This is a genomic window from Terasakiella sp. (assembly GCF_048267425.1).
Classification (GTDB): Bacteria; Pseudomonadota; Alphaproteobacteria; order Rhodospirillales; family Terasakiellaceae; genus Terasakiella.
The window spans coordinates 119,201-142,369 of sequence record NZ_JBLWXN010000003.1 but is presented as its reverse complement, the minus strand read 5'-3'; the positions used below and the strand labels follow the sequence as shown (position 1 = coordinate 142,369).

Annotated in this window: 27 protein-coding genes; 14 read left to right on the top strand and 13 right to left on the bottom strand. The window is 42.8% G+C overall.

The window, feature by feature from the left end; all coding sequences use genetic code 11:
• Positions 1 to 26 precede the first annotated feature (26 nt).
• The 8 genes from ACN0VA_RS06815 to ACN0VA_RS06780 are packed head-to-tail and all read left to right on the top strand — an operon-like array spanning position 27 to position 7,752.
• Entirely contained in the window at positions 27 to 980 is a 954-nt protein-coding gene (locus ACN0VA_RS06815; RefSeq protein ID WP_417820432.1) for a methionyl-tRNA formyltransferase, read from the top strand.
• Positions 977 to 1,729 carry a hypothetical protein gene (locus ACN0VA_RS06810; protein WP_417820431.1) on the top strand — a complete coding sequence of 251 codons (753 nt, stop codon included), beginning with the start codon at positions 977 to 979 and terminating at the stop codon, positions 1,727 to 1,729. The genes ACN0VA_RS06815 and ACN0VA_RS06810 overlap by 4 nt, the downstream gene beginning before the upstream one ends.
• A complete protein-coding gene (locus ACN0VA_RS06805) occupies positions 1,726 to 2,646 on the top strand; it encodes a methionyl-tRNA formyltransferase (protein ID WP_417820430.1) in 921 nt (306 codons plus the stop codon). The genes ACN0VA_RS06810 and ACN0VA_RS06805 overlap by 4 nt, the downstream gene beginning before the upstream one ends.
• A gap of 11 nt (positions 2,647 to 2,657) precedes the next feature.
• Positions 2,658 to 3,956, top strand: coding sequence for a glycosyltransferase (locus ACN0VA_RS06800; RefSeq protein WP_417820429.1), 1,299 nt, complete (start codon positions 2,658 to 2,660; stop codon positions 3,954 to 3,956).
• A complete protein-coding gene (locus ACN0VA_RS06795) occupies positions 3,956 to 5,395 on the top strand; it encodes a flippase (RefSeq protein WP_417820428.1) in 1,440 nt (479 codons plus the stop codon). Before ACN0VA_RS06800 ends, ACN0VA_RS06795 begins: the two co-directional genes overlap by 1 nt.
• Positions 5,395 to 6,267 (top strand): NAD-dependent epimerase/dehydratase family protein, encoded by an 873-nt coding sequence (locus tag ACN0VA_RS06790; protein WP_417820427.1) that lies wholly within the window; start codon positions 5,395 to 5,397, stop codon positions 6,265 to 6,267. The genes ACN0VA_RS06795 and ACN0VA_RS06790 overlap by 1 nt, the downstream gene beginning before the upstream one ends.
• On the top strand, positions 6,257 to 7,033 hold the full coding sequence (locus tag ACN0VA_RS06785) for a hypothetical protein (RefSeq protein WP_417820426.1): 777 nt from the start codon (positions 6,257 to 6,259) through the stop codon (positions 7,031 to 7,033). Before ACN0VA_RS06790 ends, ACN0VA_RS06785 begins: the two co-directional genes overlap by 11 nt.
• 11 nt (positions 7,034 to 7,044) lie before the next feature.
• On the top strand, positions 7,045 to 7,752 hold the full coding sequence (locus ACN0VA_RS06780) for a WbqC family protein (RefSeq protein WP_417820425.1): 708 nt from the start codon (positions 7,045 to 7,047) through the stop codon (positions 7,750 to 7,752).
• On the opposite strand, the gene ACN0VA_RS06775 is transcribed toward ACN0VA_RS06780, so the two are convergent.
• From ACN0VA_RS06775 to asnB, 3 genes are read right to left on the bottom strand one after another with little or no spacing between them, the layout of a single operon-like run.
• A complete protein-coding gene (locus tag ACN0VA_RS06775) occupies positions 7,749 to 8,939 on the bottom strand; it encodes a glycosyltransferase (RefSeq protein ID WP_417820424.1) in 1,191 nt (396 codons plus the stop codon). The genes ACN0VA_RS06780 and ACN0VA_RS06775 overlap by 4 nt on opposite strands.
• 52 nt (positions 8,940 to 8,991) lie before the next feature.
• Positions 8,992 to 9,813: a class I SAM-dependent methyltransferase gene (locus ACN0VA_RS06770; protein ID WP_417820423.1), complete on the bottom strand. Its 822-nt coding sequence runs from the start codon at positions 9,811 to 9,813 to the stop codon at positions 8,992 to 8,994.
• 4 nt (positions 9,814 to 9,817) lie between these two features.
• Complete coding sequence (asnB, locus tag ACN0VA_RS06765; RefSeq protein ID WP_417820422.1) at positions 9,818 to 11,734, bottom strand: asparagine synthase (glutamine-hydrolyzing); 1,917 nt, start codon at positions 11,732 to 11,734, stop codon at positions 9,818 to 9,820.
• Between the two features lie 225 nt (positions 11,735 to 11,959).
• On the opposite strand from asnB, the gene ACN0VA_RS06760 reads away from it, so the two are divergent.
• Positions 11,960 to 12,184, top strand: a complete 225-nt coding sequence (locus tag ACN0VA_RS06760) for a hypothetical protein (RefSeq protein ID WP_417820421.1) — start codon at positions 11,960 to 11,962, stop codon at positions 12,182 to 12,184.
• Positions 12,185 to 12,255: 71 nt separating this feature from the next.
• Positions 12,256 to 12,765, top strand: a complete 510-nt coding sequence (locus ACN0VA_RS06755; RefSeq protein WP_417820420.1) for a GDP-mannose 4,6-dehydratase — start codon at positions 12,256 to 12,258, stop codon at positions 12,763 to 12,765.
• Positions 12,766 to 12,804: 39 nt separating this feature from the next.
• Here ACN0VA_RS06755 and ACN0VA_RS06750 read toward each other — a convergent pair whose 3' ends face one another.
• A complete protein-coding gene (locus tag ACN0VA_RS06750; protein WP_417820419.1) occupies positions 12,805 to 13,362 on the bottom strand; it encodes a DinB family protein in 558 nt (185 codons plus the stop codon).
• Positions 13,363 to 13,651: 289 nt separating this feature from the next.
• On the opposite strand from ACN0VA_RS06750, the gene ACN0VA_RS06745 reads away from it, so the two are divergent.
• A complete protein-coding gene (locus tag ACN0VA_RS06745) occupies positions 13,652 to 14,161 on the top strand; it encodes an adenylate kinase (protein WP_417820418.1) in 510 nt (169 codons plus the stop codon).
• On the opposite strand, the gene ACN0VA_RS06740 is transcribed toward ACN0VA_RS06745, so the two are convergent.
• The 6 genes from ACN0VA_RS06740 to ACN0VA_RS06715 form a co-directional block, all read right to left on the bottom strand.
• Positions 14,156 to 14,356, bottom strand: a complete 201-nt coding sequence (locus ACN0VA_RS06740) for a hypothetical protein (protein WP_188664700.1) — start codon at positions 14,354 to 14,356, stop codon at positions 14,156 to 14,158. The genes ACN0VA_RS06745 and ACN0VA_RS06740 overlap by 6 nt on opposite strands.
• 318 nt (positions 14,357 to 14,674) lie before the next feature.
• A complete protein-coding gene (locus tag ACN0VA_RS06735) occupies positions 14,675 to 15,940 on the bottom strand; it encodes a tetratricopeptide repeat-containing protein (protein ID WP_417820417.1) in 1,266 nt (421 codons plus the stop codon).
• Positions 15,941 to 15,954: 14 nt separating this feature from the next.
• A complete protein-coding gene (locus ACN0VA_RS06730; protein ID WP_417820416.1) occupies positions 15,955 to 16,389 on the bottom strand; it encodes a TIR domain-containing protein in 435 nt (144 codons plus the stop codon).
• 216 nt (positions 16,390 to 16,605) lie between these two features.
• A complete protein-coding gene (gene rpsI / locus ACN0VA_RS06725; protein ID WP_417820415.1) occupies positions 16,606 to 17,097 on the bottom strand; it encodes a 30S ribosomal protein S9 in 492 nt (163 codons plus the stop codon).
• 2 nt (positions 17,098 to 17,099) lie between these two features.
• On the bottom strand, positions 17,100 to 17,564 hold the full coding sequence (gene rplM, locus ACN0VA_RS06720) for a 50S ribosomal protein L13 (protein ID WP_417820414.1): 465 nt from the start codon (positions 17,562 to 17,564) through the stop codon (positions 17,100 to 17,102).
• 253 nt (positions 17,565 to 17,817) lie between these two features.
• Positions 17,818 to 18,753 carry an AEC family transporter gene (locus ACN0VA_RS06715; protein WP_417820413.1) on the bottom strand — a complete coding sequence of 312 codons (936 nt, stop codon included), beginning with the start codon at positions 18,751 to 18,753 and terminating at the stop codon, positions 17,818 to 17,820.
• A 116-nt stretch (positions 18,754 to 18,869) separates the two neighbouring features.
• On the opposite strand from ACN0VA_RS06715, the gene upp reads away from it, so the two are divergent.
• The 3 genes from upp (at position 18,870) to ACN0VA_RS06700 (ending at position 20,813) form a co-directional block, all read left to right on the top strand.
• Positions 18,870 to 19,523: a uracil phosphoribosyltransferase gene (upp, locus tag ACN0VA_RS06710; RefSeq protein ID WP_188664764.1), complete on the top strand. Its 654-nt coding sequence runs from the start codon at positions 18,870 to 18,872 to the stop codon at positions 19,521 to 19,523.
• Between the two features lie 106 nt (positions 19,524 to 19,629).
• A complete protein-coding gene (locus ACN0VA_RS06705; RefSeq protein ID WP_417820412.1) occupies positions 19,630 to 19,965 on the top strand; it encodes a c-type cytochrome in 336 nt (111 codons plus the stop codon).
• A gap of 110 nt (positions 19,966 to 20,075) precedes the next feature.
• Positions 20,076 to 20,813: a substrate-binding periplasmic protein gene (locus ACN0VA_RS06700; RefSeq protein ID WP_417820411.1), complete on the top strand. Its 738-nt coding sequence runs from the start codon at positions 20,076 to 20,078 to the stop codon at positions 20,811 to 20,813.
• Positions 20,814 to 20,882: 69 nt separating this feature from the next.
• Here ACN0VA_RS06700 and ACN0VA_RS06695 read toward each other — a convergent pair whose 3' ends face one another.
• From ACN0VA_RS06695 to ACN0VA_RS06685, 3 genes are all read right to left on the bottom strand, one after another.
• A complete protein-coding gene (locus tag ACN0VA_RS06695; protein ID WP_188664772.1) occupies positions 20,883 to 21,041 on the bottom strand; it encodes a hypothetical protein in 159 nt (52 codons plus the stop codon).
• Positions 21,042 to 21,222: 181 nt separating this feature from the next.
• Positions 21,223 to 22,554: a solute carrier family 23 protein gene (locus ACN0VA_RS06690; RefSeq protein WP_417820410.1), complete on the bottom strand. Its 1,332-nt coding sequence runs from the start codon at positions 22,552 to 22,554 to the stop codon at positions 21,223 to 21,225.
• Between the two features lie 124 nt (positions 22,555 to 22,678).
• The gene (locus ACN0VA_RS06685; protein ID WP_417820409.1) at positions 22,679 to 23,101 is read right to left on the bottom strand and encodes a PaaI family thioesterase; all 423 of its coding nucleotides are present in this window, start codon (positions 23,099 to 23,101) and stop codon (positions 22,679 to 22,681) included.
• Between the last annotated feature and the right edge of the window lie 68 nt (positions 23,102 to 23,169).

The following is a 23,169-nucleotide window of genomic DNA, read 5'->3' as shown; positions in this document are numbered from 1 at the left end:
AATAATCTTTGGAAGGGAGGGGAAGTGTGCGGATTGTATTTATTGGAGCAAGTAAGTTTGGCTTACGAAGTTTGGAGCGCCTTGTTGCTTTGAATGATGTTGAGCTCATTGGTGTTGTTACTGCACCTGAAAGCTTTCCGATTTCTTATAACCTCAAAGGGGTAAAGAATGTTTTATATGCAGATGTTCCAAGTTATTGTACCCAAAATGATATCGCGTATGAAGTGATTTCAAACGGTATGAAAGATATTAATCTTTATGACAGAGTAGTATCTTGGAAACCGGATGTTTTTATTGTTGTAGGCTGGTATCATATGTTACCACAATCATGGCTGGATATTGCGCCGACTTATGGTATGCACGCTTCTTTACTACCTGATTATAGTGGTGGAGCTCCGCTTGTTTGGGCCATGATTAATGGCGAGGAAAAAACAGGTATTTCATTCTTTCAATTCGCTGACGGTGTGGATAACGGCCCCATTGTTGCGCAGGTTGAAACCAAAATTTTGCCTAAGGATACAATTGCTACCCTGTATGATCGCATTGAAGAACTTGGTCTTGATTTGTTGACAACTTACGTCCCATTGTTGCGAACTGGTGAGGTAAGATTGATTATCCAAAATGAGGCTAATCGACGTATTATGCCTCAGCGTACACCATCTGATGGCTTAATAGATTGGGCGCAAGAAGCACTTGTTATTGATAGGTTTATTCGTGCGCAAACACGCCCCTATCCGGGAGCTTTTACATATTATGATGGGAAGAAAGTTCATATTTGGTCGGCTAAGCCTGTTATTACGGAAGTTACAGAACGGTCAGGTTTTTTATCACATCAAAAGGATGGCAACGTTTGGGTGTTTTGTAAAGACGGCCCAATTGAATTAGAGGTGATATCGTTTGAAGGAACCAATTATACAGGTAAGGAAATTTCTAGACTGTTCGATCATGGTGGGTTTTTAATAAGTGAGGAGGCAGTATGAGTATGCAGAGCAATCCAATTCGCTTTGCTACCATTTCCGAAATCCAAATTGATGATTGTGCATCATGGACGGACCAAGTGTTTATTACGCTGGATATCGACTGGGCCCACGATCAGGTTATATCACATGCTATAGATGTGTTGGAAAAAAGAGATATTGCTGCGACATGGTTTGTAACACATCAGACGTTTATGCTCGACCGTTTGAGAGAGAACCCAAAGTTTGAATTGGGAATTCATCCAAATTTCAACTTTTTATTGCAAGGTGACACGCGAAATGGAGTGGATGCACGTGATGTTATTCAGCGTTTAATGGATATTGTTCCGGACGCTAAAGCGGTACGCAGTCATTCTATGACCAGAAGTTCTGTGTTGACGGACTTATTTGCTCAGTTTGGTTTGACGCATGATGTGAATCAATTTATTCCTCATAGTAGTGGCATGTCGCTGAAACCTTGGAAAATGTGGCATAATCTTGTGTCAATCCCTTATTTCTGGGAAGATGATATTGCCTGTCTATATGGAGACCAAACGTGCATATCTGAAGTTATGGATTGTTCAGGATTGCGTGTTTTTGATTTTCATCCAATTCATTTGTATCTTAATACGGAAGACCTGAAGCGTTACGAACAGACACGTAGCATACATCAACAGCCAAAAGAACTTTGGGGGGAAAGGTTTGTTGGTTATGGGACGTGTGATATTTTGACCCGTTTGATAAACATGTCTCTGGGGCACGGAATACAATGAAAATTGCGATAATTGGGCGCACAGAGACGCTTTATAAAACTATTTCTATTTTATTGAAGGCAGGACATGAGATATGTGCACTCATAACTGCAAAAGAAGCACCTGAATATAAAAAAACAGCAAGAGATTTTGAAGAAATAGCCCAAGATCTCAATATCCCTTATGCTTCTACCGCGCGTATTCATACCGTTGCAGATATACTAGAAGGATGTGGGGCAGAAATTGGCATCAGTATGAATTATACAGGTATAATTCCTCAAAATATCATTGACCTCTTTCCGCAAGGGATACTCAATGCGCATGGTGGAGATTTACCGCGTTATAGGGGAAATGCTTGCCAAGCTTGGGCGATTATAAATGGGGAAGACAAAATTGGCTTGTGTATTCATAAGATGATTGGAAGCGAATTGGATAGTGGTGATATCATTATGCGTGAATATTTACCACTCGATCTTCAAACAACGATTACCCAAGTTTATGAATGGTTTGATGGTAGAATTCCAGAATTGTTTGTGAGTGCTGTATCCAAGTTGGCAGCAGACCCAAATTTTATTTTGGAACGACAATCTACAGCCTCTAAAGATATATTGCGTTGCTATCCTCGTAAACCTGAAGATGGTCGCATTAACTGGTCGATAACTGCTGAAGAGATTATTCGGCTTATAAATGCATCCAACAAACCATATGCAGGAGCATTTGCAAAATATAGCGGTCAAAAATTAATTGTTTGGGCTGCAGAATTAGTGAATGATCACGAATGTTTTTGCGCAATTCCAGGTCAAGTAACACTGGTTGGAAAAGAATATGTCGAGGTTGCTTGTGGTAAAGGTAAAATAAAATTATTGCAAGTTCAAATTGATGATGTTGTCGGGCCACCGAGCAATTGGATTACGTCTATTCGTGATAGATTAAGCTAAGAAGATAGGCAATGATGAGAAAACGAACTTTTATGTATATTATTTTGCTGGTTCTTTTGTGGCTCGTGACTATTTGCTTTGTACCAATTGCCGTTGTAGCAGCGTTATTGGCTCGCTGTACTAAATCGCCCTCTATTCGCCGTCTGGTTTGGGGAAGTACACCGATTATCAATAACAGTTATTGGGCACAAAGTATGAAAGAGGTCAGTGCAGTCTCTGAAACTTATACGACGGGGTTTTATCGGGCGAATGATCGCGAGGATTGGGATAAAATTCTTGAAGAACAGTATGGATTTTTACCGCTGAAACTCAAACCTTTTGTTGCGTTTCTTCATTCACTTTTTCTTTATGATATTTTTTTTATATCGTTTGATGGATATTTTATTGGGCGCACCCCCGCAGGGCGTTTGCAAGCTCAACTTTTTAAGTTGGCGGGGAAGAAAACTGTTCTTCTTCCATATGGAAGTGATTCTTATATATATCGCCGTATTCGGTCTGTTGATACGACGCATGGTTTGATGATGTCTTATCCTAGGGCTGCATGTGACCAAAAGAGAATTAGCCAAAATGTTGATTATTGGTGTGCTCAAGCAGATGTGGTTTTACCAGGTGTTATGGGACCTGACGGTTATGGTCGCTGGGATGCGTTATTACCCAGCATTTTATTTATTGACCAACAGAAATGGGAAATATCAACACGAAAAAGTAATGCAGATGGATATAATGGCACCGTATACATCACTCATGCTCCCAATCATCGAGGGTTTAAAGGCAGCGAATTTGTTGTTGAGGCTGTAAACCAATTACAACAAGAAGGTTTGGATGTAGAGCTTTTACTCTTAGAAAACTTAAAAAATACGGAAGTGCGCAAAATCCTGAGAGAAGACACAGATGTTTTGGTTGAGCAGCTTATTTTTACTGGGCATGGATTAAACGGGCTTGAAGGAATGGCTTCTGGCTTGCCTGTTATTGCCAATTTGGAACATGAGGATTATGTACGACCATTTCGCCGTTGGTCTTATTTTAGTGAATGTCCATTGGTTTCGGCGACTCCAGAAACTTTGGCTAATACATTGAGGAAATTGATTACCAGACCGCAGTTACGCCACAAATTGGGAGATGTGGGCCGTCAGTATATTGAAAAATATCATGGCTTGGATTCTTCAGTGTTCCTGTTTACAAATGTTATCGATTATTTAGAAGGTCGGAGATCTGACTTAATTGATTTGTATCATCCATTAAAAGGCGGCTATCGAAGTGGTGAACCTAAAATTGATGTTCCACTAAAACTTAACCGGATTGAAGATTGATGGTTTTACGTCGTCTTGCCGGAGATGCAATAATTTATGGTGGTGCCGATTTTCTAACCAAATGCATTGCTTTTATGGCTTTTCCCATTTTGGCTGCAGCTTTGACGCCGGGTGATTATGGGGTCTTCGAACTCATTTTGACGCTTGCAACGCTTATTGGTTTGTTCATGAATTGCGGACTAAACAATGCGACACATAGATATTATTGGGATGCTGAAGAAGGTGGGGAGACGTATCATAGTGCCATTGTAACGTCTGGTCTTATATCAATGTTTTTATTTGGTTTTGTCGTCTTGATTATCGGAGCCGGATTAATTCCTTGGTTATTGAAAGAGATGAATGCTCACAACTGGCCTGTCAACTGGTATGGTTTGGTTGCAGCGCTGGTCTTATTGGTTTTAACGCAGTGGATACAATATTGTTTGGATGTTATTCGCTTACATCTTTTACCGTGGCGTTTTTTTTATTTATCGGCAATTACTCGAATTAGTGGTTTGTTACTTGCACTTTACGCAGTTGTCGAATTAGGTCAGGGAGTTGATGGCGTTTTTCTGGCTCAAGCTATAATGATGCTATTTGCTTTACCATTGGCACTTTTTTTTATCCGTCGTGACTTGGCCTTTTCTTGTTTTTCTTTGTCATGGGCGAAAAATTTGATTCATTATGGGTATCCTTATATTTTCACAGGGATTGCTTTTTGGCTTTTTGGATCAATTGATCGATGGATGCTGGCTTCAATGAGTTCTGTTGAAGAAGTCGGCATTTATTCGGTTTCCTTTCGCTTAGCCAGTGTTGTTCTTTTCTTTTCGACAGCATTTGGTCAGGCATGGAGTCCAATTGCAATCAAAATGCGATCTCAGTATCCTGAAGTATACCGTGAAATTTATGGGGCCGTTTTTTTAGTTGTACTTTATTTGATGTTAGTGATTGGGGGAGGTATTGCTCTTTTTTCTGGTGAACTGATTTCTGTGTTTATGCCAGAAAACTATGCCGAAAGTGCATTGCCGTTAGCCATTTTAGCGTTTGGAATTGCAATTCAAGGCACGAACCAAGTCAGTGCAATAGGAATTTCGATTGAGAAGAAAACCAAGATATTTACAATATTATCATGGGTTACAGCCTTTATTAATTTGATTTTAAATGCCATATTGATCCCGCAATACGGGGGAATTGGTGCAGCGTGGGCAACGCTTATTTCTTATTTAGTGCTCTCTTTTGGATATCTATATTTTACGCAAAAGCTACATCCTATGAGATTTAAAGTGAATAGCTTTCTTATATTCCTTTTTTTAGGGGCAGTATTGTGTATTTTGTCGATCTTTTTCGTCTCCAATATTCTTGTATGGGAAATAATTGCCTTTAAAATGATTTTTGCGATTTTCTGTTTATTTATTGGTTGGTATCTCTTACCAATTAAGTTTATTAAGAGTTTTTTATAATGAAGAAGATTTTAATTACAGGAGCTAACGGCCTCCTGGGGCAAAGTTTGATCAAATATTTTTCCGGTTACTATAAGGTTTATGCGACGAGTTATGCTGAACCACAGACGAAGTTGGCTGGTGTTGAATATTTAAATATTGATCTGGCCCGTGAATGGAATGCATGTAAGTTTTTGCCTGCGGTTGATGTTATTGTTCATGCAGCACAATCTTCTAAATATCGAGACTTTCCAGACAAGGCAATGGATATATTTTCGGTGAATACAGATTCAACAGCACGGTTATTGGACTTTGCTAGTAAGGTCGGCGCTGCGCATTTTATTTATTTCTCGACAGGTGGGCTATACAAGACTAGCGAGCAGGCTTTGAACGAACAATCGGAATTACTTCCAATCAATGAACTGAATTATCATTTCGCCAGTAAGTTGTGCGGTGAGGTCTTGGCAAATACATATAAGGATGAAATGATAATCTCTATTGTCAGGCCATTCTTTATCTATGGAGAAGGTCAACGTGCATCAATGCTAATTCCAAGGTTGATTAACCAGATTAAAATGGAACAGGAAATATTTATAGATGGTGAAAATGGCTTACGTATTAATCCGGTACATGCTTTAGACGGATGCCGTTTTGTTGAGAAACTTGTAAATGCTGCCTTGCCGGGTGTTTTCAATTTGGCAGGCCCTGAAATTTTAACACTGAAAGATATCTGTTTAAAAATCGGGACTTTATGTAATAAGAAACCTGTTTTTTCTTATAAGAAAAATCCAATTAATGATTTGTTTTCTTCTACGGAGAAAATGACAAGTATTGATGCTGCACCACAAATTGGATTTAGTGAGGGAATAAAGGGCATGATCCATGACAATTGATTTTTCCTTGAACGGCTATCGCCAGCTATTGGAAACATTGTTGCAGGATGGATTTGAGTTTATTGCGTTTGATAAAACTGCAATTAAACAATCACGAAAAAGAGTAGACAAAAAATATTGTTTATTGCGTCATGATATAGATGCGGATTTAAGTGCAGCTTTGAAATTAGCTGAAGTCGAAGAAGATCTTGGAGTGCAAGCAACTTATTTTTTAATGCTTCGCTCTCCGGTTTATAATCTTTTAGGACGTCATAATTCTCAGTGTGTAGAGGATATCTTAAAAAAAGGTCACTGGATTGGCTTGCATTATGATCAGGGCTTTGATGATTTACGCCAATGGGATCAAGAAAAAACAATTCATGCAATTGATATTGAAAGTCGTTTTATCGAAAAACAGTTTAATATTGATGTAACGGCTGTTTCTTTTCATCAACCTACCATAGCTGTGTTGCAGGGAGGTGTTCAAACTGGTCTGCGTATAAACACTTATGACAAAAATGCATTAAGTGGATTTGAGTATTTTAGCGATTCAAACCGTCAGTTCGGATTACTGGAAGAAGGCAAGCTGTCTGATGGTTCTTTACTGTCTCATATACAGTTGTTAACACATCCGATGTGGTGGGTTTATTCAGACAAAAATACTTTTGATGTGTGGGATCGTGTATTGGAGGAAAACTTTTATTCCAGTCAACTGCAATTATTGAAAACAGAACGGGCGTTTGGTTTGAAACGATTTATTTCAATTCACTCGCAGCATGATGGATAAAGAGAGAAGCAATGAATAAAGTTGTTGCCATACATCAACCGAATTTTTTCCCGTGGCTAGGATATTTCGATAAGATTTGTCGTAGTGATGCTTTTATTTTTTTAGATCATGTGCAATTTCCTAAAAAACAAGGCTGTTGGGTCAATCGAGTCAAACTTTCAATTGCAGGAGATGCTCGGTGGATTACAGCGAATGTTGATCGGAATTATCATGGAACACGCTCAATCAACGAGATGAGTTATCGTGCCGATCAACCGTGGCGGCGTAAATTTTCAGCCTCTTTAAAGAGCGCATATGCCCGCCACACATATTTTTCTGAGATTTACCCTCTAGTTGAGGAATTAATCTTGAGTGATATTGATAATGTAGCGGAATATAACATTAAGGCGATTACGACATTGCTTGATCAAATGAGTATTTCGCGGGATCACATTTATCGTTCTTCTGAATTGAATATCAAAGGTTCATCCAATGAACTTTTATGTAACTTGACGCAATCTGTAGGTGGAAACGTTTATATGTGTGGTGGCGGGGCTGAAGAATATCAGGATGAAGATGTCTTTATCTCCCATCAACTTGAGCTACGTGAACAAGGTTTTGTACCTCGCGCTTACCCTCAATTTGGAAATGATGGATTTATAGCAGGCCTCTCAATTATTGATGCTTTGATGAATATGGGTTGGCAGGGGACAGCGGCTTTTTTACAAGATTCTCCTTAAGCATTTTTCTTATCTGCAATATCGTCTAATAACTGAGCAAGATTTTTTGCATTTTCTTCTGGGTTAAAATGGTTTTCTGCAAATTTGCGGCAGGCTTGGCCTGATGATTTGCGAAGTTCAGGGTTTTCCACCAATTTTTTAAGGGTTTCGTATATTTCATCTGTTGTTGCACTGATTACAGGAATATCTTTGTATTCTGGAAATGTTTTTAAGAAGAACTCTTTCCAGGATGGTCGGATGTAACAGATAACAGGTTTGCCCAAGGCACAGCCCTCAACAACCGTAGAGCCCCACCAACCATAGATTAATTGGTCTACGATGATGTCTGCCTGTGCTTGGTAAAAACGCATGACGTTTGATTGTTTATCTTGAACGTAAAAATATTCGACAGGATAACCTTCTTCTTTTAGTCGTTCAATCGCATGAACGACATATGGAGACCCTTTAATGTTACGTCCTTCCCAGGTACGACCGCTTTTTTCCAGCCATGCACTATGCATGATGCGGATTTTATCTGTAGGCGGAAGTTTATGTTCGCTCGGGATTGCAATGTCCGGGGACCACAGATTTAGGTCGATGGATTTATACTTGAAGTGGGTCATTTTAAATTGCGTAGAATCAATCGATCCTATTCCGACATTTAAATCAAAGTAACGCCGGATAATGGCGAAAGTTCTATGATTGTCCTTGTCGTTGCACTTATTTCTATAACCGCAGTTATTGCAGACATTGCCATTATCCAGTTTAGAGAAGTTTTCCTGACTCTCATCGTAAAAACAACCAGCTGGTAAGTATATGAGAGTGATTTTGAATAATTTTGCAAGCCAGAGTTCTAGGAGAAAGTCTTCGCCAAATAATTTGGTCAAACCTATTTTTTCTTCCAGAATAGGGAACTCAGGTGGGCGTCCATAATAAAAATGATATTCATATCGCCAAAATTTAGTAAGCCACCAGAAAAGCAAAATTAGATGATTTACATAAATCAGAAATTTGAACTTGCTTTCACCTGGAAATTGAGGGGCACTGATCAAGTCGTCTTTTGAATAGAGAAGTTGTTCAGGATATCTCGGGCATAGATATATGTCAGCTTTCCATCCCAATTTACGTAGCTGATTGCGATAGAAAAAAGAACAATGATAATCGGGTCTAATGAATAAAATCGATTTTCTTTTGCGAAATTTAATCAATTGAGATTCCAAGCAAAGTCATATAAGAAAGTTCTTTTGAGTATTAAACAGTTTAACGTTGTTTGCGTGCATCAATATAAAGATTCCACCCCATGAGGCGGGCAAAAATACTGTTGTTGCAGCTTGGCAATATGGGCGTCAGGATTTTCGCCAGTGGCGGGATCAACAGTAATTGTTTCCACGAGAGTTGATTGAGACGAAATTTATGATTTTCAAAAGCGGATAAAAGCTCTTGCGCTTCCTTTTTAGAATAAACCAGTGCCAGCGGGCAATCATCCCCATCATTCATGTTCAAGGCTTCTTGTTGGGTTTTTCCACGATAATTGGGATGGAAGAGACGTTTTAGCCTCATAATGACAACTGTTTTCCAGCTGTAGCGATAATAAAGCATCAAGATGATTTGGCCGCCGGGTTTTAAGACGCGGTAGATTTCCTTGATCATTGGCCGGGGGTCTTCGATATGGTGTAAAACACCCATCGAACACACAATATCAAAGTGATTATCGGGAAAGGGTAATGTGTCGCCGTCCGTTGTTTGAAAATGCCCTTTAAGTCCGGCTAATTCAAAGCGTTTGCGTGACAAATTGACAGCAGTATCTGTGATATCCACACCTTCAACCGTTGCGCCTTGCATGGCATAACGTGACAATACATAACCATTACCGCAACCGATGTCTAAAACAGTTTTGCCGGACGAACGCGTGTATCCGTGAATTAAATCCGAATAGGTATAGGGCTCACAGTCATCCGCTTCACGAATAGTGTCGAAACGGGCATAAAATTCCGGTGAACCCGGTTCAAATTCAATACCTTCGGCGGCAACGGGGTTCTCGTTCCAGAATTCACTGACTTTTTTATTGGAAACTTTTGACATATCGTTATTCACTTAACAGTTTTCGGTAGCTATCCGCTTTGTCGTGGAATTGTTGATACCACAGTTCCAAGCTAAACAGGCCCCACGTTTTACGGGAAAATTGTCCCACATTATCAAAATTTTTCAGAACCGCATCGTAGTTAATGAAGTCACGATTTGTTGCTTTGTGACTTCTGAAAATATCTTGAACCATATCATGCAAATCACCGGCAAACCATTCCCGTAAAGGGACGGGGAAGCCCATTTTATCACGGCGTTCCAGCAAGCTGGTAGGCAGGACGTCTTTATAAGTTTGTTTCAGCATATGTTTCATATTGCCCTTTTCAAACTTAACGTCTGCCGGGACCGTGGCTGCAAATTCGATCAGGGGGTGATCCAGAAAGGGAACCCGGCTTTCCAACCCATGCGCCATGCTCATTCGGTCTTCAACATGTAAAAGGGCCGGCAGGAGGCACTTAAAATCGAAATGCGTCATGCTATCAAAATAGGCTTCTTTGCGCACGTTGCGTGTGTTGTTGAAAATGGATTGGAAGCTTTCGAATACTTTTGCGATATTCAGGTTTTCCCATTCCACTTCATTTTCCATATCGTTGGATCGGTTCACCAAACGGAAATAACGCTCATCAATATTATCGAACAAACCTTCACGGAAGAATTCTTTGATCAGGGGTTTGTATTCGCGCAAGACACCCAGATTGGGAATGATGGATTCCGGTGTCACAACAAAATTACCGTTTTTGTATGTGCCGTCAATCGCCGCCTTGATGCATTGTTCGAAATAGGCAACGACATAGCGGGCATAACCGCCAAAAATCTCATCGCCGCCTTGTCCGCCAAGAACGACCTTCACATGCTCGCTCGCCAGTTTTGAGACCATATACTGTGGAAAGGCACCGGGTCCTGCAATGGGGACATCAAGATGATAAATAACCTTTTCAACGTTATCGCGAAAATCATTGGCTGTGATGTCAATTTGATGCAATGTGTTGTGACATTTATCGGCAACATCCTGTGCAAAATGGCTTTCATCATATCCGGGGAATTCTGTGAATTTACCATGAAAGGCGAGATTGTTTGCCGGGTCAAAGTCTTTTGCAAGCAGTGAAATCAAACTTGAGTCAATACCGCCGGATAGATAGCTGCCAATAGGAACATCCGCGCGTAAATGTACATTGATTGAATCAGATACAAGTTCGCGTAATTTGTTGTTGAAGTAGGTCGGGTTATGTTCATAGTCGATTTCATAGTAAACGTCCCAATAGCGCCATGTGCGAACACCACCGTTTTCAACAATCAATGCATGACCGGGCATGAGTTGTTTAACGCCTTCAAAAAGCGTTTGTTCGCTGATGGTATATTGGAAAGTTAGATATTCTGAAAATGCATCTGCATTTGTTTTGACTTCGGGCAGGAAGGGGATGAGTGCTTTAATTTCAGACGCAAAATATAAAGTTCCGTCAACCTCAGCATAATAAAAGGGTTTTATCCCGAAGCGGTCACGCGCACAAAAGAGGCGATTTTCTTTTTGATCCCACAGGGCAAACGAAAACATACCGCGTAACTGATTGACGCTATCTATGCCAAACTTGTCATAAGCGGCGAGAATGCTCTCAGTATCGGAATGGCTGGTGAACGTCCAATTATCGCTTAAGCTTTTTTGTAGCTCGCGATAATTATAAATTTCGCCATTGAAAGTCAGAGCAGTTCCATTTTGCGCCAACATCGGCTGTGCACCGTGATTGGTAAGGTCGATAATGGAGAGACGGCGATGGGCCAACCCGACAGATTGAGCCTCGTTTCCCCAACTGCCTTTTCCGTCCGGGCCGCGATGATGGATCAGTTGGCTCATAACGTCCAGTCGACGATTTAAGTTTTGGACCGGTTCGTTATTTAGGTTGATGGCTCCAGCAATGCCGCACACAATATCATTCCTTGCTGCTAGGTTTGTCATTGTTTGATGGTATTCGCCGCCTGCAGGGATCGGCATTGCGAAAACAATACATAATTGACTGTGTTATAGTTACATTTAAGTGAACATGCAATTCATTCTATAAGAGGGTAGAAGAAATCAAAAGCTGAACGGATTGTAACGGTTTTGGTCTTGGATCAGCTCTAAAATCACTTTTTATTTTTTATCGGTTTGTTTATGGTCGCACCGTTTTGCGATATAGAGAATTACCTCAAGATAACGACAAGTGCATCGTTATGGATGTTCGCGGCAAAAAAATGTTTCTATATCTATGATAATTTTTCTCGCGGTTCGCATGAAAACTTAGAAAATGTTTTAAAAGATGCCCAGGTCAATATTTATGAGGCAGGAGGAGATATTACCCATCCTGATTTATTATCTGCGGCCTTTGCAATGTCATGAATTTCCGCGCTCTGCCTTTCGTGTGAATGTTGAAGGTATGTTTAATATACTGGAAGCCTGTTGCCAGAATAATGTGGATCGTTTGGTCTTCGTCAGCATCGGTATATGGCGATGCTGTAAAAGACCCGATGACCGAGGACCATCCCTTTCATAACAAGAATTTTTACGGTGCGACCAAGATTTGCGGGGAAGCAATGGCGACGGCATTTTCTAATCGTTATGGTTTGAAACAAGTCGGCTTGCGTTACATGAATGTCTATGGGCCGCGCCAGGATTATCATGGCGCCTATATTGTAGTTATTATGAAAATGTTGGTCGGTACTGGTGTGCGGACATCCTTGAAAGAATTGGCGGAAAAACTGGTTGAGCTGACAGGGTTCAAGCAACCTATTCAATATCAGGAACGGTCGCAGGCAACATTGGTAACAAACCGTGTCGGTTGCCCGAAAAGAGCAGCTGAAGAAATTGGCTTTGAAGCGCAGACAGGTTTGGATGAGGGGCTTGCAAAATTAATTGAATGGCGCACGAAGCATAAAGCAGCTGTTGCTGCACGGCGTAAGGCCGTTGGGTATGTGTCGTGAATGGTAAATGATCTTTAAGTCAGATCATTACCGTTTTTTCTATTGGTTTATAATGGCCTGATAACGCTGATGCGGGGTGTCGATGGTCTTAACTATCGGCCAAATGTCGCGCAGGAATACGCTTAAATCACTCGCCGCGCTATTAATGTGGTGAGGATACATCAGGGTGCTGATAAATCCACGGTGATAGGTGGAATGATTTGCCAAATGTAAGAGGATGTCTTCCCGGCTCATGGCACCTGTTCCACCATCGACAAACTCAAAGGGGATGATTTCTTCTAGGTCATCTTGGCTCCAATGGGCTGCCAGTTCAATATAATGTTGATCCAGCTCTCTTAATCGGTGTGCAACATCGTTAAATGGCAACGGTGTTGTGCGGCTTCTGCCTGTGAAATTGTGTTTTGTGCCTTGTAAGTGGGCGAGGAAAATTTCCTGAATAACGAGGATATGATCAAATGTCCCGGCGATTGTTTTAAAAAGGGTGTCTCGCGAGGCATGTAACTCTTCTTCTGAAAGCTGAGCTGCATTTTGCAATGTCACATGATTGGCCCAAGCCATATAATGAACCATGCGATAAGCTGCTGAATATGTGACCATAAAAACCTCTTTTTAGAACAAACAAACAGTAATCTAACAAATTGAAATGAGGAAGTTTTTTATTGTCTAACTCGTTTGTTTGGTAACAACGAGGACCGATGTTGACATTTATCCTGATGTCGCACACAATCGTCTTATGAAAACATATATGACACAGCAATTTTTCGAAATTATTCGCATCATTCCATAGGAATGGTGGGTTTTCGTTGTGTCAACATTACAAGATCCGCCCTAGAGGCGGTTTTTTATTGTCTGCTTCTGGGGAAAAAATTATGCCTTAGGAGAGAAAATGAAAAAAGTCGCCATATTCGGTAATGCAGGGGGCGGAAAGTCCACATTGGCAAAGCATTTGGCCGCAGCCACCGGATTGCCGTTACACTCGCTTGATAAAATAAAATATCGCCCCGGGGGTGCAGAAGTCCCGCATGAAGATTATCTGGATATTCATCGTGAGATATTGAAACAGGATGAATGGATCATTGATGGTTTTGGCTGCGTCCCGTCTGCATGGGAACGTTTTGCAGCGGCAGATACATTGATCTATCTTGACTTGCCTCTTTTCATGCATGGTATGTGGGTGACAAAACGTCTGTTGAAGGGGGCGTTTATGAACCCCGAAGGTTGGCCCGAAAATAGCCCGATCTGGAAAAGCTCATTGAACAGTTATCGCGTGTTATGGCTGTGTCATCAAAAATTGACACCTCGTTACAGGCAGTTGATTGATGAGACACAAGCCACGAAAAAAATCTTCCATTTGCGAAGCGCCAAAATGATTAGGGCGTTCCTTCAGGCGTTATAGGGGATTGTTGTCGGAGTGTTTCGAAAGGGACGCTTCTTCCTCAGCTTCACTTGCCTTGAGGTCTTGCCATTCTTTCAAGCGTTTTTCGCGCTCCGCGCGTTGTTGTTGAATGAAACGAATGGGGGATAAGGCGTTCCACGTGATCAACAGGAACATTCCAATAACGAAAACAGGGACGATTGCAAGCCAATCCATATAGAAAATTCCTTTAAAGGTGAAGGGACGTTAGTGATACCCCCAACGGGAACGCAAGGAAAGCCGTTTCCAAATGGAAATGGCTTTTTGAATCCATATGCTCTCGATAAGCGTCGGTAATCTTTGAAAGATTAAAGCTTGGAATAATGGAAGCTTAAAGGATAAGGTTTTATTTCAATACCTTGCGAAATTCAAAATATAGTCTGCTACCAATTTGCTACATATAAGATCGGTAAAATCGGTAGCTGTCACCGATTATTCAACACCGATTATTTCCAAACTATTCTTCTACTTGTCCGGAATTCTCGAAACAGCGCATTATCTCATTGATGCAGAAAAAGGAGCATTTGCATTATTGATAGTTTCTATTTCACTCCAACCTTTTTCAAAGGTTTCAATTTCCCAATTTGCTGGGACTTGGTTGTAAAATTGACGTTTAACTGTTTCAGCTTCACTGAAGCGTCCAAGTGCGAGTAAACAGTTTGATAATGTAGCATAAACCCATTTGCGATCACTTCGGTCTTCTATAGTCTGTTGAAAAAGTTGATCATTTAGATTTGCAACGATTTCTTCCCGAATATCGTATGAAGAAATTTTATGATATGCAACTCTATCATTATCAGTCGTATTATGACGTTTGTAATCATGGCATAGAGCTAAATTTTCACCGTTGTAATAATTTTTAGTAAGTGTGTAGCCGCGGCCATAAAACATAATAGCCTGATCAAGGTGTTCCATTTTCTTTTCTAAAAACCACAGCCGCTTTTGAATGGCTCCCGCAATCCCAAGAGTTTCAGGGTCATTTGTGTCATTTGGATCGAGGGGGGCTAAAATTTCAAATGCTTCATTTAAAGCTGTGATTTCATCAGGTTTTTTATTTTTATATGTTGAAAGTGCGTATTGTTGAATGAGAAATGGGTCATTCGGTTTCAATCTAACCGCATTCTTGAAACATCTTACAGCTTCACGGAAGTTACTGTCTTCTCGAGCCTGCTTTCCCTTTTTAATCAGATCAACTATAGTATCATTTGCTTCTTCTACATCATCTAATACTTTTTGGAATTTTTTTGCAGATACATGTGGTTGTTGAAGGTTAGGAAGAAAAGTATAAACGGGGCTATCTGGTTTTTTAGCTGCAAGAGAGCTTTTAATTAAGCTTTCTAGGACACGCCGGGCTCTATGAGCCTCTCTATGACCTATATCTTTACCTAGGTGTTCATACTGAAAAGTATTTACATGATTTAAATCAAAATAAAAACGCCCTTCACTTTCTTTCATGATAATTGTTGAGTTTGGTCTTAGAGCGTGTCGAACTCCAAGCTCGTAAATGGCGTTGGCGTTGCTTGTAGAAATATCCGCAATAACAATATCTGCTCTAAGTAGCATTTCGTACATTGGCGCGTCTATATAACCGCTATGCTTTATCTCATCAGCTCGATAGCATTGTATTCCCATCTTGGTAACAGTAGGTTCAATTATTGCTTCGTAGGTCGCATCAAGATCTAAAACTCTACCAGATTCAAAGTCAGGTTTTTCGCCAAACCCCATAACAACAAAGCAAATTAGATTAGCTGAAGAATGCATATTTTATCTTGCCCTTAAGAATTGTAGTAGAGATTCCAAATTTTGGTGACAACGCTCTTTGCATTCCAGCCAGCCTCGTCATCAGCATTATCTAAAACAATGGATGATTTTCTTTTTTGCCCCCATGGGTTTACGGCTAATATTGGTTTCTTATAACTTTTTGATCCATCAATTTCTTTTTGAATCCACTTTCTATAGCTCGCATACATTCCTGTTGGAATGACAATGACATGAGACCTAGATATTTTTCTGAAAATAGCTTCTTCAAGTTCCTTATCGGATTCTGCGTCATGGATAGGATCATTTTTAGGAACAGAGAAGTTTTTAAAAACTATGGAAGCTTGACCTATGCTCCAATTTTGCTCGAATACCCAATCGGCTATTGTATCATAGTGTTCAGATCGGCTCCATGCATGACTAATAAAGACATGAATTATATGTGTGCTCATAGTTAATATGGCCTTAATAGATGAGAAGTTGAAAAGAAGTGAAATTAAGTATGTTATCAATATTTAGGAAATCAACTTAAGGCAATATTTTTTTGGTTTTCTTACAAACGTTAAACTTATTAGTGTTTTTGTTGTGTGGATGTTTCTTCAACAAAAAACCCGCGACACCGAAGTGCGCGGGTTTTCCGTATCCGTATGTCTCGGAGGCGTATTTGATTAACGCTTGGAGAACTGGAAGGAACGACGGGCTTTTGCCTTACCGTATTTCTTACGTTCAACAACGCGAGAGTCACGAGTAAGGAAGCCTGCTTTCTTCAGAGCCGGGCGCAGGGCCGGTTCGAAGTTTTGCAGGGCACGGGAAAGACCGTGACGAACCGCACCGGCTTGGCCAGACAGACCGCCGCCAGTTACCGTTGCGATTACGTCAAATTGACCTTCGCGTTCGGTTACTTCGAAAACCTGGTTCAGGATCATGCGCAGAACCGGGCGAGCGAAGTATTGTTCAACATCGCGACCGTTGATGGTGACTTTACCGGAACCCGGTTTCACCCAAACACGTGCGATGGCGTTTTTACGACGACCTGTACCGTAAGAACGACCTTGTGCGTCGATTTTCGGTTCAGCCGGAGCAGCGGCTTCAGCAGCCGGAGCTTCAGAAGTTGTTGCAACGCTGGCAAGGTCTTCCAAAGTCTTTTTCTCTTCAGCCATGATTATGCGCTCCGTTTGTTTTTGTCGTTCATGGAAGCAACGTCGAGTACTTCCGGCTGTTGTGCTTCATGCGGGTGAGCAGCACCAGCATAGATGTGCAGCTTTTTCATTTGCTGACGACCCAGCGGGCTGCGTGTGATCATGCGCTGAACAGCTTTTTCGATAACGCGTTCCGGATGATCGCCATCCAGAATTTGTTCCGCTGTACGCTGCTTGATGCCGCCCGGGTGACCGGTGTGCCAGTAGTAAATTTTGTCAGAGCGTTTTTTGCCTGTCAGTTTTACTTTATCAGCATTGATGATGATGATGTTGTCACCAGTATCGATGTTCGGTGTATAAGTCGGCTTGTGTTTGCCGCGCAGGTATTGCGAGACGATTGCCGCCAAACGACCCAGAACGACGTCTTCAGCGTCGATCACGAACCATTTGCGTTCAATTTCGCTCGGCTTTGCAGTGTAAGTTTTCATGTCAGTCCACTTGCATACGGATTAAAACTGGTCTTCTTCGAACAAGGCAAAATGCCACGCCGGAAAAGGAGCGCGCATTATGTTTAATTCTGAACAGAAGTCAACAGGAAAAAAACGTTTAAAAACAGTATATTAAAAACGCGGTATTATAATACCGTTTCTGTCTCCCGCAGAAAATGGGGGATAGAGAAAGGCTTCATGTATCTTTTATAAACAAGGTGTTAGGCGCGTTGTATATCGCATGTTTTGCCTTTTAGGGATGGGGGAAGAAGGCGATAAACGCACTGATGGTGATAAGGGCAAGCGCCGTGGTTAAGAGAATCGTATTCCCGGCGATCCTGTCACCGACACCGTATCGGGTGGCAAAGACAAAAGGGTTGGCCCCTGTCGGCATGGCTGCGGCCAATGTGGCGATCATTACCCATAACGGGGAAGCTTCGATCACATATTTGGTCACAAGCCACACGGCCAAGGGCATGAAGATGAGTTTGGCAAAGGCAGCCACAAGGACGGGCAGGGTGGTTTCTTCCAGTCGCAGGGAATAACGCGCCATACCACCGCCCACAGCAAACAGGGCACAAGGGGCGGCGGCCTTGCCGAGCATATCGGTGGTACGATCAACGATAATCGGCAGATCCAAACCGGAATGGGCAAAGGCCCAACCGCTGACCAATCCGATGACCAGTGGGTTGGTGATGACGCTTTTAATCGCACCCAGAAGAATACCAAGGATATTGGCGTTCGGGTTGCGTGCGGTTTCAATCAAAACACAGGATAAGGTAAACAGGATCATTGCGTTGAAGGTGATGATGGTCATTAAGGGAACGAGGGCCTCGTTTCCATAAGCCGTTTGGACGATGGGCAAACCGGTGAGCGCGAGATTTGAAAAAGAGGCGGAAATTGCCGTTACCACAGCGCGCTCATACCCAATACGTTTTAGAAAGAAGGTAACCGCGAGCAAAATGACGATTCCCACACCGTAATAGCCAAGCAGGACAGAAAGTTCGAGATCACGTTCCATCACACCGCTGGCAGAGGTGCGAAACAACAAGGCAGGGACAGCAAGGTAAAAGATGAAGCGGGTGAGATCATCAACGCCGGCTTGGCTGAAAAGTCCACGTTTTGCCAGCAGGTATCCTAATCCAATAATGGCAAAAACGGGGATGACGGTTGTGAGGACTTGGGTCATTTGGGGCGCGTACTTTCAAAAGCGAAGGAAGCAAGGGGGATCAGCGTTTGCAATGCTGTTGCGGGGGTGTTATGAGTCCGCCCGTATCAGATTTGACCATATAGACAGGTTTCGCCATGTTCAAGCATCCGGATTTTAAAAATCTTCATGTTGTCGATCACCCGTTGATCCAACACAAACTCACCCATATGCGCAACAAGAAAACATCCACGAAAACGTTTCGTGCTTTGTTGAAAGAGATTTCTTTGCTGATGGGGTACGAAATCACACAAGACCTGCCGTTGACGACGGAAGTTATCGACACCCCTATGGTCACGATGGATGATGCACCGATTTTGGAAGGGCGTAAAATTGCCGTGGTGCCGATTTTGCGTGCCGGGCAAGGCATGAGTGACGGTTTGTTGGAATTGATGCCGTCAGCACGTGTTGGTCATGTTGGCCTATACCGCGACCCGGAAACCAAATTGCCAGTGGAATATCTGGTGAAATTGCCACAGGTAGAGGGTCGTACCTTTATTATGTGCGATCCTATGTTGGCAACGGGACATTCTGCGGCCTATGCAGCGGACGTTTTGAACCGGGCAGGTATTAAGGATGAAGATATCCGTCTGTTGGTTCTGGTTGCGGCTCCGGAAGGGATGAAAGTGTTTGAAGAACAACATCCCGATATTAAGGTTTATACGGCTTCTTTAGATTCTCATTTAAACGAGAAAGCTTATATTATTCCGGGCCTTGGCGATGCCGGGGATCGTTTGTTCGGGACGTTTTAAGGGATCTTTTTTTTTGATCCCGCCCCTTTATTATTAGATATTCATTTTTTCAAATTCGTTTTATTCTGAAATGGATATTATTTCCGATTTTAGAGGGGAAGAAAAAATGAAGAAAATGGGGGTTGCCGCCTTTGTTCTACTTGGCGGCTTGATCTTGAATATGCCGGCATTTGCCAGTGGGCAGGAGACGTTCGACAATGTCTGTGTCGCCTGTCATGGGGAAGATGGCAAAGGGGCAGAGGGAATGGAAGGTGTTCCAGACTTTACCAATGCCCCGGCCGTTTGGTCAAAAAGCGATGCAGAGCTTGCGCAGTCGGTCATCAACGGAATTGAAAAACCGGGCGCGGAAGTCACAATGCCCCCGCGTGCTGGCGATGATGAATTAAGCGACGCCGATATTAACGCGGCTGTTGCCTATATGCGCAAAACGTTTGGGAGTTGATGTTTAAAGGTGCCTCTTTTTAATAAAGAGGTGCCCTTTTTTCTGAAAGGGCGTATCCTTTACCTATGATAATCAGACGATCTTTGTACATGTTGGGGTGCTTGATCTGCTTGATTTCTTCGTTTGTGAGCGAAGGCAAGGCAGAAGAAGATGTCTGCGCATCTATTAAGGCATCTGCACATCCCGAGGCCCCACCGGCAATGTGGTATGACGGGAAAACAATGGCAGGGGTGGGGGCTGATGCGATTGTCGAAATTGGTAAACGGATCGGCGTTCCGATTGTTTTGTCGTATGAAGGCCCGTGGAAGCGGACGTTGCGTGCGTTGGAAATCGGGGAAATCGACCTGATATATGCGCTGTATAAAACAGAACAACGGCGCGAGATTTATGATTTTACCATCCCTTATTTTACCGACCCGGTTGTGATCGTCCGTAACCCGCAATATCAATCCCGGATAAAATCACGCAAGGACTTACCTTACTTTAAGGGGGCTGCGACGATGGGGGACAGTTTCGGTAATGATATCGACAACTTGATTGACACAAAGCTGGACGTTCAACGGGTGCGCAATTATGCCATTTTATTGAAGCTCATTGCCAGTGATCGGGTAAATTATGGCATTGCCCCGCTCTGGACGATCAAAGGCCATATCAGGCGTAATGCCTATCACGGTGAAGTCGTTATTGTTGAGAATGCACTTGTGGCGGAAGATATGTATATGGCATTTTCTAAAAATTCCCCGTGTAGGAAATATCTCTCTAAAATCAATGAGGAACTGTCAAAAATGATGGCAGCGGGGGATATTGACCGATTGCTGGATGAAAACATTGCACGCTGGAGCAAATAGCAGGAAGCATATAAAAAGAGCTGCCGTTTGACCGGGCAGCTCTTTTTGCAATTGAAGTGATTATCTTTTTTAGGAAATCTTATTGAGGATACCGAGCCAATGGTTTTCCCGACAGAATTGTTTGGCTTCGTCCGGGCCTAATGTGTTGAGCAAGCGTAGGACAAATTCTTGAGGTCCAACCGGTTTTGTTTGCGTTTCACCACTATAAGCCATTGGCTTGTTCATCATTGTCTCCTGAGGAATTGGTTATGGTATTTGCCTGTGTGGTAATACCACTTATAACCAATCTCTCATGGGCGTTTGGCCTTATTTTATTTTCACAGCAGGTGTTTTGACTTTTTGTGATGTTGTTTTTAGTCAATTCCCGCAGCGGTGTGTGTGAATTACACCGCTGCTGTCGTGAATTGTGTTATTCAGCCGCTTCCGTTTCGATGTCGTCAGGTTGACTGAAAATCGAACCACCAGCTTCGGCTTTTTCACGACCGGGCAGGATGGCGTTCAGGATCAAGCCGACCAGTGTTGCCAAGGCCATACCTGCAATTTTGAAATCGCCGGAGAACTGTATAAAGGCACCGCCGATGCCGATCACCAGAATAACGGACGCAATAATCAGGTTGCGTTTCATACCAAAATCAACACGACGATCAATCATCATGCGCATACCGGAAGAGGCGATAATACCAAACAGCAAAATGGCAACACCGCCCATAACCGGAACGGGGATTGTCTGAATTAACGCACTGACGGTCCCCATAAAACCAAACAAAATTGCGATACAAGCTGCACCACCGACCACAAAAACACTCATGACACGGGTAATGGCAATAACGCCGATGTTTTCCCCGTAGGTGGTGTTGGGTGGGCCACCGATGAAGGCAGCAAGGGCAGTGGCAAGTCCGTCACCGAGAAGGGAGCGATGCAGGCCCGGTTCTTCCAGGAAGTTACGCCCCGTGACTTTGGATAAGACCATTTGGTCGCCGATATGTTCGGCGATGGTGACAAAAGCGACAGGTGCAATCAGGGCAACCGCAGTTAATGTCAGGACAGACCCTTCGGAAATAAAAGCAAAGGTAAAGTCGGGTATTGCAAAAACAGGGGCTTCAGCAACTTTGGAAAAATCGATTAAGCCGAGGGATAAGCTGATCAGATAACCGCCAACCACGCCAAACAGGATCGGGATGAGCGCAAAAACGCCGCGCATAAAGACGGAACAGATGATTGTGATGAATAGACTTGCAAGGGCGACACCAAAATGCAGTGTGCTGTATTGTCCGGTTGCCGGGTCGTTCATCGCCATATTGATGGCAACAGAGGCCAACCCCAAACCGATGACCATAATGACAGGCCCAACCACGACCGGGGGCAGGAGACGCATCAGCCAACGCACACCGAAGAAATGGATGAGAATAGCGACAACGACATAGACCAGTCCGGCAGAAATACAGCCGACCAAGGCACCGGCGGCACCGATCCCTTCAATTTGGGAGGCTGCGATAATCGGGCCGATAAAGGCGAAACTGGATCCCAGATAAGCCGGGATCTTGCCACGGGTACAAACGATATAGAGCAAAGTGCCCAATCCGCTGCTGATTAAGGCGACTGAAGGATTTAAACCCGTCAGGTAAGGAACAAGGATGGTTGCGCCAAACATGGCAAACAGATGTTGGGTACTTAGGATAAGCCATAAAACGGGAGACGGGCGCTCATGGACATCCAGAACAATATGATGATCGTTGCTCATCTTCTCTCTCTATCTATAATTTAAGTGTCCGGACAGTAAATAAATTGACCGAAAGGTTAAATTTATCACGTGCGGATGTAAATAAAGAATCTGGATAGAGCAAGCTTTTCGCGTCTTTTTACACTTATTCTCTGTTTGGCGGGATGGAATACGTACCTGTAGCATGGGCAACGGGTTCGTCGTGCCCATCGGAATGCAAGGTGACTTCCATAACGGCAAGGCGTTTACCCAGTTTCAGAATACGTCCTTCTGCCATTAAATCACCGGGGGCAGGGCGGTGCATGAAGTTGATGTTGAAATTGGTGGTGACTGCTAGCTTTACCTTGCCAATTGCAGACAGAATAACCGCGTACATGCAGGCATCCGCCAAGGCCATCATGGTCGGACCCGATACGGTTCCACCGGGGCGCAGCATCGAGGCGTTGAATGGCAGTCGCAAAACGGCTTCACCATCACCGATTTGGTCCGTCTTCATGCCGATTTCCTGTGCCCAGGGAAGTTCGGTTTCGATGATATGGTCGAAATCTTCTACACTGATTTTTGCCATGTTGTGGCCTCCCGTTATGTTATAGTTTAGAAAAGATGTTATATTACGTTTACGTAAACGTCAATTTA

Excerpts from the sequence above, each read along its gene's own strand:
- rplM (WP_417820414.1), bottom strand. The coding sequence starts at position 17,564 with ATGAAAACTTACACTGCAAAGCCGAGCGAAATTGAACGCAAATGGTTC.
- ACN0VA_RS06690 (WP_417820410.1), bottom strand. The coding sequence starts at position 22,554 with ATGAGCAACGATCATCATATTGTTCTGGATGTCCATGAGCGCCCGTCT.
- ACN0VA_RS06790 (WP_417820427.1), top strand. The coding sequence starts at position 5,395 with ATGAAGAAGATTTTAATTACAGGAGCTAACGGCCTCCTGGGGCAAAGT.
- ACN0VA_RS06750 (WP_417820419.1), bottom strand. The coding sequence starts at position 13,362 with ATGGTCACATATTCAGCAGCTTATCGCATGGTTCATTATATGGCTTGG.
- ACN0VA_RS06705 (WP_417820412.1), top strand. The coding sequence starts at position 19,630 with ATGAAGAAAATGGGGGTTGCCGCCTTTGTTCTACTTGGCGGCTTGATC.
- rpsI (WP_417820415.1), bottom strand. The coding sequence starts at position 17,097 with ATGGCTGAAGAGAAAAAGACTTTGGAAGACCTTGCCAGCGTTGCAACA.
- ACN0VA_RS06755 (WP_417820420.1), top strand. The coding sequence starts at position 12,256 with ATGTGGATCGTTTGGTCTTCGTCAGCATCGGTATATGGCGATGCTGTA.
- ACN0VA_RS06770 (WP_417820423.1), bottom strand. The coding sequence starts at position 9,813 with ATGTCAAAAGTTTCCAATAAAAAAGTCAGTGAATTCTGGAACGAGAAC.
- ACN0VA_RS06695 (WP_188664772.1), bottom strand. The coding sequence starts at position 21,041 with ATGATGAACAAGCCAATGGCTTATAGTGGTGAAACGCAAACAAAACCG.
- ACN0VA_RS06735 (WP_417820417.1), bottom strand. The coding sequence starts at position 15,940 with ATGCATTCTTCAGCTAATCTAATTTGCTTTGTTGTTATGGGGTTTGGC.
- ACN0VA_RS06785 (WP_417820426.1), top strand. The coding sequence starts at position 6,257 with ATGACAATTGATTTTTCCTTGAACGGCTATCGCCAGCTATTGGAAACA.
- ACN0VA_RS06715 (WP_417820413.1), bottom strand. The coding sequence starts at position 18,753 with ATGACCCAAGTCCTCACAACCGTCATCCCCGTTTTTGCCATTATTGGA.
- ACN0VA_RS06810 (WP_417820431.1), top strand. The coding sequence starts at position 977 with ATGAGTATGCAGAGCAATCCAATTCGCTTTGCTACCATTTCCGAAATC.
- ACN0VA_RS06805 (WP_417820430.1), top strand. The coding sequence starts at position 1,726 with ATGAAAATTGCGATAATTGGGCGCACAGAGACGCTTTATAAAACTATT.
- ACN0VA_RS06745 (WP_417820418.1), top strand. The coding sequence starts at position 13,652 with ATGAAAAAAGTCGCCATATTCGGTAATGCAGGGGGCGGAAAGTCCACA.
- ACN0VA_RS06760 (WP_417820421.1), top strand. The coding sequence starts at position 11,960 with ATGGTCGCACCGTTTTGCGATATAGAGAATTACCTCAAGATAACGACA.
- ACN0VA_RS06795 (WP_417820428.1), top strand. The coding sequence starts at position 3,956 with ATGGTTTTACGTCGTCTTGCCGGAGATGCAATAATTTATGGTGGTGCC.
- ACN0VA_RS06740 (WP_188664700.1), bottom strand. The coding sequence starts at position 14,356 with ATGGATTGGCTTGCAATCGTCCCTGTTTTCGTTATTGGAATGTTCCTG.
- ACN0VA_RS06800 (WP_417820429.1), top strand. The coding sequence starts at position 2,658 with ATGATGAGAAAACGAACTTTTATGTATATTATTTTGCTGGTTCTTTTG.
- ACN0VA_RS06780 (WP_417820425.1), top strand. The coding sequence starts at position 7,045 with ATGAATAAAGTTGTTGCCATACATCAACCGAATTTTTTCCCGTGGCTA.
- ACN0VA_RS06685 (WP_417820409.1), bottom strand. The coding sequence starts at position 23,101 with ATGGCAAAAATCAGTGTAGAAGATTTCGACCATATCATCGAAACCGAA.
- ACN0VA_RS06730 (WP_417820416.1), bottom strand. The coding sequence starts at position 16,389 with ATGAGCACACATATAATTCATGTCTTTATTAGTCATGCATGGAGCCGA.
- upp (WP_188664764.1), top strand. The coding sequence starts at position 18,870 with ATGTTCAAGCATCCGGATTTTAAAAATCTTCATGTTGTCGATCACCCG.